The organism is Streptomyces sp. NPDC090994 (assembly GCF_044768905.1).
Lineage (GTDB): Bacteria > Actinomycetota > Actinomycetes > Streptomycetales > Streptomycetaceae > Streptomyces.
The window spans coordinates 1-6,951 of the sequence record NZ_JBIVWS010000049.1 but is presented as its reverse complement, the minus strand read 5'-3'; the positions used below and the strand labels follow the sequence as shown (position 1 = coordinate 6,951).

Annotated in this window: 5 protein-coding genes; 3 read left to right on the top strand and 2 right to left on the bottom strand. The window is 74.0% G+C overall.

Features of this window, described 5'->3' with window-relative positions:
- The first annotated feature begins 303 nt into the window (after nucleotides 1-303).
- The gene (locus ACIQR3_RS38145; protein ID WP_403546178.1) at nucleotides 304-1,281 is read left to right on the top strand and encodes a hypothetical protein; all 978 of its coding nucleotides are present in this window, start codon (nucleotides 304-306) and stop codon (nucleotides 1,279-1,281) included.
- Nucleotides 1,282-1,383: 102 nt separating this feature from the next.
- Here the strand turns inward: ACIQR3_RS38145 and ACIQR3_RS38140 are convergent, their stop codons facing one another.
- A complete protein-coding gene (locus ACIQR3_RS38140) occupies nucleotides 1,384-1,566 on the bottom strand; it encodes a hypothetical protein (protein ID WP_215164397.1) in 183 nt (60 codons plus the stop codon).
- Nucleotides 1,567-1,861: 295 nt separating this feature from the next.
- Here ACIQR3_RS38140 and ACIQR3_RS38135 point away from each other — a divergent pair, with 295 nt between their 5' ends.
- Together ACIQR3_RS38135 and ACIQR3_RS38130 are read left to right on the top strand one after the other, a co-directional pair.
- Nucleotides 1,862-4,879 carry an SNF2-related protein gene (locus tag ACIQR3_RS38135; protein WP_403546180.1) on the top strand — a complete coding sequence of 1,006 codons (3,018 nt, stop codon included), beginning with the start codon at nucleotides 1,862-1,864 and terminating at the stop codon, nucleotides 4,877-4,879.
- Entirely contained in the window at nucleotides 4,876-6,150 is a 1,275-nt protein-coding gene (locus tag ACIQR3_RS38130; protein WP_403546176.1) for an SWF or SNF family helicase, read from the top strand. Before ACIQR3_RS38135 ends, ACIQR3_RS38130 begins: the two co-directional genes overlap by 4 nt.
- Nucleotides 6,151-6,245: 95 nt before the next feature.
- Here ACIQR3_RS38130 and ACIQR3_RS38125 read toward each other — a convergent pair whose 3' ends face one another.
- The gene (locus ACIQR3_RS38125; protein ID WP_403546174.1) at nucleotides 6,246-6,533 is read right to left on the bottom strand and encodes a hypothetical protein; all 288 of its coding nucleotides are present in this window, start codon (nucleotides 6,531-6,533) and stop codon (nucleotides 6,246-6,248) included.
- Nucleotides 6,534-6,951: the final 418 nt, after the last annotated feature.

The window sequence follows — 6,951 nt, the reverse complement described above, 5'->3', positions numbered from 1 at the left end:
TGTGTCCCTGTTGTCCCGCGGGGGCCTGTGCCGTGGGGTGGCGCGGGGGGGGGGGGGGGGGGGGGTTACGGCGGGGGGGGGCGGGGCGGGCGGCGCGCCCGCGCGCGCGCGCGACGAGCCGCCGGGGACAGTGGCCCGTGCGCTGCTCGGGCTGCCGGTGTCCTGACGGAACACCCGCGCCCCGTGGCCGTTTTGACCCGTCCGGCCGGAAAACCGCAGCTCGGGTACGTCGGGGAGTCGTGACAAGCGACTTCCGGCCGCACTAGGGTGCGCGCCGTTGGTCGAACCGATCGGGAGGCTGGAATGGCCGGGACGGACGAGGACGCCGTCGCCACCGAGGACGACGCGCTCTACGTGCTCACGGCGGTGCTGCTGACTCCGGCGCAGTTTCCGAGCGTGCTGGGCGACGACTATCCGGAGGCATGTGCGGCGCTCGGTCTGCCCCCGCTGGCGGACGGCTATGGGCTGGTGCTCGGTCAGGACGGCTCCGGGGCTCGGTGGACGGTGGTGATCGACGATGTCTCGTTGGTCGCGGTGGCCATAGCCTCCTGGGACTGCGGGATGGAACACGAACTGTCGCCGGACGAGCGCACCGTCGTGACGGCACTGCCCGGCTGGCCCCTCGCGGTCGCCGTGGCGGCTCCGGGCGTACCCGCGCCGCACGATCCCGCTCCCGAGGTGGCCGACCGGCCCCCGCTGTCGCCTCCCGACACGAGCGCCTGGGGGCCTGCCCAGCGACGCCTGGGAGCCGACGAGATCGCTCTGCAATGGGCGCGGTGGCGGGAGCAGGTGGACGACTCCGGCTCCGCGACCGCGGAGGACGGCACCGGCATGGCTGAGGGCTTGGAGCGCCTGGAGGGCCTGGAGGACCCGACGGGCCAGGCGGGCCCGGCTGGCCAGGCGGGAGAACCGGAAGCATCAGAAGGAGACGGGGCCGGGAGCGAGGTCCGGGGCGGGGGCGACTCCGGGGAGCTTGCCCGGAAAGGTGCGTCGGGCGCTGGAGCGAAGCAGGGGCTCAGCAGTGTCCGGCGGGTGCTCGCGGAAGCCCGTGCGTACGTCGACACACCGCCGCCGCTCGGCCGGGTCCGGTCGTCGTTCGCGGCGGGCGACGCCCGTACCCTGCGTGTCGACGGTCCGGGCTGGTCGCTCGTGGCACGGACCGACGACATCGCCTTCGTACTGCTCGACGAGGAGCCCGGCGAAGTCCTTCCGGTGGGCCGGGGCCCGGAGTTGCCGGGCCTGCTGAGAGCCCTCGACGAGATGGCCGTACGTCCCGGCTGAGCCGCGCCTCGTCAGGCTGTCCGGGCCTCCCGGCTCCTCGGGGCAGCCGGCCCCCGGGGGCGGCCGACAACTCGGTGTCTGCGGCTCCTCGGTGTCAGCGCGTCAGCGGCCGAGTTCCTTGCGGCTGACACGGCGCAGCCGGCGCCGCTGGGACGGGTCCAGCGTGAGGTACGCGGCGGCCGGGACTCCCAGGACTATCAGGAGGGCGGCCCACCAGGGCAGCCAGATCCACAGGATGAGTCCGACCGCCACACCCCCAGCGGCGATCTTGGCGTTCTTCGACATGATGTCGCCTCCTCCGCGGCCAGTGCCGCTCTCTGTTCTGAAAACGGGCCCCCGCCCGCCGCGGTTCCGATCGCGACCCTGAGCCGTCCCTGAGCCGTCCCTGAGACAGGACCCTGAGTCCTCCCTGAGAGCCGTCGCCATACAGGCGAGTCTGAAGATCCCGTCCGGCCTCTGCCTGCCTCCTCGCCGCTCCCTTGCATGGTGTCCCACGTCACATTCGAGCGCACCCGATCGGCGGCGTATTCCTGTAGCATCAGCGGCCCGCCACCCACTAGTCAAAATTGAGGAGTGAGTCATCGCCGATCAGTCGACTCTCCCGGCCCCTCCCCCAGAGATCCCCCGACTGGCCCGCTGCTGCGCCGTCTTCCTGCCGGGTGAGCCTGCCCGTACCGGTGGTGTCGCCTTCTGGCGGCCGGACGGCGACCCGCCGCCGGACGTCGCCGCGGGGACCGCCATGAACCTGGCGGTCGCCGTTCCCGACGGCGTCCGCGTAGAGAAGGTGCGCGTACCGGCCGTTCTGCTGCCGTTGCGCGAGGCCCTACCGGTGCTCACGCGCGCGCGTGCCCTTCCGGACAGGCATCGTGCGGCGGAGTTCTGGGGTGCGGTGGCCGTGCACGCCCTGCACTTCGTGGCGCGCGGCCTGCTGCTGCCCGCGCTGTCCCCGGCCGGCCACGACACCTGGCGCGTGGGGCCGCTGCGCGGCGAGGGAACGGAACTCGTCCGCCGTCTGGCCGCCGCGATGCCGCCCGAGGCACACGCGGTGCCGGTGGAGGGAACCGGCCCCGTGCGGCTGCCCGATCCGGAGCCGCTGGTGCGGGCCTTCCTGGACGCCGTCGCCGACACGCTGCCCCGCTCCCCCGCCGCCCCGCTCGTGACGGGCGGGGACGCCTACGCCACCCGGCGGCAGCAGCTCCGGCCCGAGTTGCGCGCGTGGACGGACGATGTCGCCGCGGTGCACGACGCGGGCGTGCGGTTGTCGCTGCGGATCGAGGTCTCCGGCCTGCCGGCGGCCACGGAACCCTTCGGGCCGACCACAGGCGGGGAGCGGTCCGGACCGGCCACGGGCGAGCGCTTCGGTTCCCCCATGGAATCCGGACCAGTCGCAGGCGTGAAGCCCTCTGGGGTGGCCGTCGGCACGGGGCCGTCCGGATCGGCTGTGGACACCGGGGCGGAAGAGGCACCGAGGTTCCGTGCCGTGCCGCAGGTGCACAGCGTGGGCGATCCCGCGCTGGTCGCGGACGCCGCCGACGTCTGGGCCGGTGCCGCGGGTGACGTCTTCGGCCCACGCGCGCGGACGGACGCCCTGCTCGCGCTGCGCCGGGCGGCCCGTGCCTGGCCGGCGCTCACACCGCTGCTGTCGGCCACCGTGCCGGGTGCCGTCGAACTCGCCGACGACGAGGTCACCGACCTCCTCGGCGGTGGCGTCCGGGCGCTGGCCGGCGCCGGAGTCGACGTGCACTGGCCCCGGGAGACGCCCCACGGCCTGTCCTGCCGCGCGGAGGTAGGGCCCGCGGACAGCGGGGACGGGCCGGGTGCCTTCGTCACCGCCGGCGGGCCGTCGTTCCTGTCCGCCGACGCGCTGCTCGCCTTCAGCTGGACGTTCACCCTGGGGGGCGAGCGGCTCGCCCGCGAGGATCTGGACCGGCTCGCCGAGGCCGGCCGGCCGGTGGTACGGCTGCGTGACCAGTGGGTGCTCATCGATCCCGAGGAGGCGCGTCGGGCCCGCGACCGGCAGGACCGCAAGGTCACACCTGTCGACGCGCTCGCCGCGGCCCTGACGGGCTCCGCCGAGGTCGACGGGCATCGGGTCCCGGTGCGGCCCACGGGGTGGCTGGCGGAGCTGCGGGAGCGGCTCGCAGACCCGGAGGGGCAGGAGCCCGTGGACCAGCCGGCCGCCCTGGCCGCGACGTTGCGGGACTACCAGCGGCAGGGCCTCGACTGGCTGGTGCGGATGACGTCGTTGGGGCTTGGCTGCTGTCTGGCCGACGACATGGGGCTCGGCAAGACCATCACGCTGATCGCCCTGCATCTGCACCGGCAGACCGACGCGACGTCCGCCGGCCCGACCCTGGTGGTCTGCCCGACGTCGCTGATGGCCAACTGGCAGCGGGAGATCGAGCGGTTCGCCCCCGGCACGCCGGTACGCCGGTTCCACGGCGCCCGACGCGAACTGGAGAACCTGGACGGCGGCGAGTTCGTCCTCACCACCTACGGCACGATGCGCCTGGACGCGGACCGGCTGACCGGAGTGCCGTGGAGCATGGTGGTGGCGGACGAGGCCCAGCACGTGAAGAACCCCTACTCGGCGACCGCGCGGCAGCTGCGCACCATCGGGGCACGCGCACGTGTGGCGCTGACCGGCACGCCGGTGGAGAACAACCTGTCGGAGCTGTGGGCGATCCTGGACTGGACGACCCCGGGGCTGCTGGGCCCGCTCGGCGCCTTCCGCGCCCGTTACGCACAGGCCGTCGAGGACGGCCGGGACCCGGCCGCGGCCCAGCGGCTGTCCCGGCTCGTCGGGCCCTTCCTGCTGCGCCGCCGCAAGTCGGACCCAGGTATCGCGCCCGAGCTGCCGCCGAAGACCGAGACGGACCACGCCGTGCCGCTGACCGCGGAACAGACGGGCCTGTACGAAGCGGTGGTGCGGCAGACACTCGCCGGCATCGCCGACGCCGACGGCATGGAGCGACGCGGAATGATCGTGAAGCTGCTGACCGGGCTCAAGCAGATCTGCAACCATCCGGCGCAGTTCCTCAAGGAGGACAGCCCGCGCATCGCGGGGCGCTCGGGGAAGCTGGAGCTGCTCGACGAGTTGCTGGACACGATCCTCGCCGAGGGGGCGAGCGTGCTGGTCTTCACGCAGTACGTGCGGATGGGCCGCCTGCTCGAACGGCACCTGGCGGCGCGAGGCGTGGCCTCGCTGTTCCTGCACGGCGGGACATCCGTCGCCGCGCGTGAGGAGTCGGTACGGCGTTTCCAGGACGGCGAGGCGCCCGTGTTCCTGCTGTCGCTGAAGGCGGCGGGCACCGGCCTGAACCTCACTCGCGCGGAACACGTCGTGCACTACGACCGCTGGTGGAACCCGGCCGTCGAGGCGCAGGCGACCGACCGCGCCTACCGCATCGGCCAGACACGACCGGTACAGGTGCACCGGCTGGTGGCCGAAGGGACGGTCGAGGACCGTATCGCGGCCTTGCTGAACCATAAGCGGGAGCTGGCCGACGCCGTGCTCGGTTCCGGCGAGGGGGCACTGACGGAGCTGACGGACGCGGAGCTGGCCGATCTGGTGGAACTGCGAGGTGGGGCGGGATGACCGGGTACGACGACGGTGACGCGGAGCGGACGTTCGCCACGCTGCCGCCCACGCCCGGGCGGGGCTTCGCGCGCGGTTGGTGGGGCCGGACCTGGGTGCGGGCGCTGGAGGAGTCGGCGCTCGACGGTGAGCAGGTACGGACCGGCCGCCGGCTCGCCCGCGCGGGAGCGGTCGGCGCGGTGTCCGTGCGGCCCGGGCGAATCACGGCGGTCGTCCGGGACCTGGACGGCACGGGGCACCGGGCCGACGTCCTTCTGCCGGAGTGGTCCGGTGAGCAGTGGGACCGGTTCGTCGGCATGGCGGTCGAGCGGGCCGGTCATGTCGCGGCCCTGCTGGACCACGAGATGCCTCCGCTTCTGGTGGAGGACGCGGCGGCCGCCGGCGTCGAACTGCTGCCGGGCACGGGCGATCTGGAGCCGGAGTGCGACTGCGGCGCCTGGGACCACTGCGGGCACAGCGTGGCGCTGTGCTACCAGGTGGCACGGTTGCTGGATCAGGATCCGTTCGTCCTGCTGCTGGTACGAGGACGCGGTGAGCGGACCGTACGGGACGCCCTCCAGGCGCGGGGAAGCGTACCCGCCGAGGACGCCTCCCGGCCTGAGGGGGTGGACGCCGTCGAGGCGTACGCGACGGCCGGCGCGCTGCCGCCGCTGCCCGGTCCTCCCGGCGTCCCCGAGGGGCCGGGGGTGCCTCCGTCCCTCGACACGGACACCGCCCCCGGGCCCGGTGTCGACCCGGAAGCGCTGGGCTTCCTCGCGTCGAGGACCACGGCGGAGGCGCTTCGCCTGCTCGTCGAAGCCCTGGCCACCGGGCACGGGCAGCGGCCCTTGGAGCGCGAGTTGTCCGCCGCGCGGGACGCGGTACGCCTGGCGGCGGACGGGCGGGAACCGGCACCGGCGATCACGACCCGCCTCCGTGAGGGATCGGGGCGCGACCGGAAGGGCTTCGCGGCGGCCGTACGCGCGTGGCGGCTCGGCGGAGTCGACGCGCTTGCCGTACTGGACGAGGAGTGGACGGTGGAAGGCGAGACGTCGGCACACGCGCGTGCCGCCCTGGAGTCGGCCTGGGACGAGGACGAACGGCCGTTGCTACGGGCGCGGTCGAACCGCTGGACGGTCGCCGGGGAACCGTTCCAGCTGCGCTTGGGCACCGATGGCCGGTGGTGGCCGTACCGAGAGGAGGACGGCCGTTGGGTACCCGCGGGCGAAGCGGCCGGGGACCCTGCGACGGCGCTGGCCTCGGCGACGCTCGCGGCCGGGAACGAGCCCTGACGCGCGGTCCTCCTCGGCCGCCACTGTTCATCTCCAGGCTCGTGACCAACGGTCCCGGCACTCACGAGCCTCCGTTTGCCGGACGCGCTCACCGGTCACGGTGCCGTCTGCGCGACCAGGGACGGGATCATGGACTCCAGGTCGCTGGGCAGTTCGCTGGGGAAGCCGGACGGCAAGGACGGCAGTTCGCTGGGCAGTCGGCTCGGCAGTTCGGTCGGCAGGCCGCTCGGCAGCGCGGTGGGGATGCCGGAGGACCGCGAAGGGGTGGCGGTCGCGCTGCTTTCGGCGGGTGACTCCTCGTCGGGCGAGTCGTCGCTGCCCGAAGCCATGAGCACGATCGCGACCACGGCACCGGCCGCCACGATGAGGACGAGCAGCAGCACCAGAGTGTTCCGCCGCCGTCTTGGGTCGCGCCCGTCTCCGCCCTCGTGTCCCGTCCCGGGGCCGAAGCCCTCGGCAGGAGGACCGAAGCCGCTTCCCGGTGGCGGCGGGCCACCCGGTGGTCCCGGCGGCTGTGGCGGTCGTGCGGGCGGCATGGCCATACCGTCCAGGGTCGCCTCCGGCCGGACGGTGCGCGACCCTTACGCGGAAGCCGGGACACAAGCACAGCGGCACACACGATCTGCCCGCACCACAAGCCCCTGCCGTACCGCCGGGACGACGCACACGGCGTCGTCCCGGCACGCGCGCGTGCTCAGCCCCGGGCGCCGAGGAGGTGGTCCATGGCGAGCTGGTCGAGGTGTTCGAAGGCCATGCCGCGGGCGGCGGCGGCTTCCGCGTCGAAGGTCTCGTAGGCGGTGG